Origin of the sequence: Candidatus Protofrankia californiensis (assembly GCF_900634765.1) — a bacterium.
GTDB lineage: Bacteria > Actinomycetota > Actinomycetes > Frankiales > Frankiaceae > Protofrankia > Protofrankia californiensis.
In genome coordinates, this window is record NZ_CAAAFT010000088.1 from 16,060 (window position 1) to 17,972 (window position 1,913).

At 69.7% G+C, this 1,913-nt stretch carries 2 protein-coding genes; one reads left to right on the forward strand and one right to left on the reverse strand.

Features of this window, described 5'->3' with window-relative positions; all coding sequences use genetic code 11:
• The first annotated feature begins 68 nt into the window (after positions 1-68).
• Positions 69-869, forward strand: a complete 801-nt coding sequence (locus DD1DGNOD_RS05270; protein WP_131765525.1) for an enoyl-CoA hydratase/isomerase family protein — start codon at positions 69-71, stop codon at positions 867-869.
• Positions 870-1,036: 167 nt separating this feature from the next.
• Here DD1DGNOD_RS05270 and DD1DGNOD_RS05275 read toward each other — a convergent pair.
• A partial coding sequence (locus tag DD1DGNOD_RS05275) for a zinc-dependent metalloprotease (protein WP_131769577.1) occupies positions 1,037-1,913 on the reverse strand: 877 nt, incomplete at its 5' end.

Genomic DNA, 1,913 nt, shown 5'->3' on the forward strand with positions numbered 1-1,913 from the left:
GGGCCTCCGGCAGCGGCGAAAAACATGATCGCGCTGCCTTTGGCCGTCCAGACTTTCAGGAGCCGACTGTGTCCGAACCGCTGCTGGTCGAACGTCCCGCCGACGGTGTCATCCTGCTGACGTTGGCCCTGCCTGAGCGGCGCAACGCAATGACCGTGGCGCTGACCGAGGCGTGGTCGGAGGCGCTGGACACGATCAAAGCCGATCCTTCCGCGCGGGCCGTCGTCGTCACGGGGCAGGGTCGCGCATTCTGCGCGGGTGGCGATCTCGATTGGATCGACCCGCGGCGCAACGGCGACTCCGGGGCGGACCGGTTGCGTGCGAAGATGCTCCCCTTCTACCGGACGTGGCTGAAGATCAGATCGGTGGAAGTGCCCACGATTGCCGCGGTGAACGGCGCCGCGGTGGGCGCCGGTCTGTGTCTGGCGCTTGCCTGCGATCTGCGATTCGCCTCCGAGGAGGCGACCTTCTCCGCCCCCTTCACCCGGCTGGGGATGCATCCGGGGATGGCCGCCACCCGGCTGTTGCCGGAGGCTGTGGGGGTGGTCCGGGCCCGAGAAATGATCTTTACGGGTCGGGTCGTCGGCGCGGAGGAGGCCGCGGCCGTCGGTCTGGTCAATGCGGTGGTGCCGGCCGCCGATCTGGTCGCCACCGCACTGGAGAGTGCGGTTCGGATCGCCTCGGCGGCCCCGGTCGCGACCCGGCTGGCCAAGGTCGCGTTGACGGGCGAGAACGACCTCGAACAGGTACTGCAGTGGGAGGCACTCGCCCAGGCCACGACCATGGCCAACGGTGAGGCTGCCGAGGGGATCCAGGCGCAGCTGGACCGGCGGTCGCCTTCGTTCGCACCAGTGGTCACAGCTGGCTGACCATCTGACGCGGTAAGTGTCGCGCGGCATGCACCGGGTGGGGGCATGCACCGGGTGGGGAGGAAACCCCCGGCATGCGGTCGAGCTCTCCAGCTTCCCCTTCTGGAGGGTTCTCCGGTAGCCGGGGGCTTCGTGCCCGTCAAGTTATGGCCGCATGGCAGTTGCGGTCAACGACCGCCGCGCGGACCATCGGGCGGATCTGTGCCGTGTGTTCCTTCCGGCCCTGGTGGCTCGTCCTGGGCCGGGGTGTCTCGGAGCCGTTCGAGCTCCGAGATGGGGTCACCCACCGTGCTGGTGGTGTCGCCAGCGGCGAACCGCTGCGGGTTGGTGAGATCGTCGGTGTTCGGGAGCAGGTCGGGATGGGCCCACAAGGCGTCGCGTCCGTCGATTCCCCTGGCCTCGCCCACGGCGTCCCACAGGGTGGCCGCCTCTCGCAACTTGCGCGGACGCAGGTTGAGGCCGACGAGCGTGGCAAAGGTCTGTTCGGCCGGCCCGCCCTCGGCCCGCCGCCGGCGTACCATCTCCCGCAGTCTGGGTGCCGCCGGCAGGTTCTTCACCGCGGCGGCATCGGTGACGGTTTCCACCCATCCCTCGACCAGCGCAAGGATCATCTCGAGGCGGGTCAGCGCGGCGGCCTGTTCCGGAGTGGTCGCCTCGTCGAAGACGTCACTACCGAGCGCTTCGGAGAAGCTCGCCGGGTCCATCAGCCGGGAAGGGTCGAGCATTGTCATCGCCCGCGAGACCGCGTTCGGATCGACGGTGATGCCTCGCGCGTACTCCTCGACCGCGCCGAGGACGTGCGCGCGCAGCCACGGGACATGGGCGTACAGGCGCTGGGACGCGGCTTCGCGCAATGCCAGGTAGATCCGGACCTCGGCGGGGTCGACCTCCAGGCCGGAGCCGAACGCCTCGACGTTGGCCGGTATGAGCGCGGCCGTGCGTGCCGGGCTGAGCGGCAGCCCGACGTCGGTGGAGGAGACCACCTCACTGGCGAGCAGGCCGATCGCCTCGCCGACCTGTGCGCCGAACAGCATCCCGCCGATC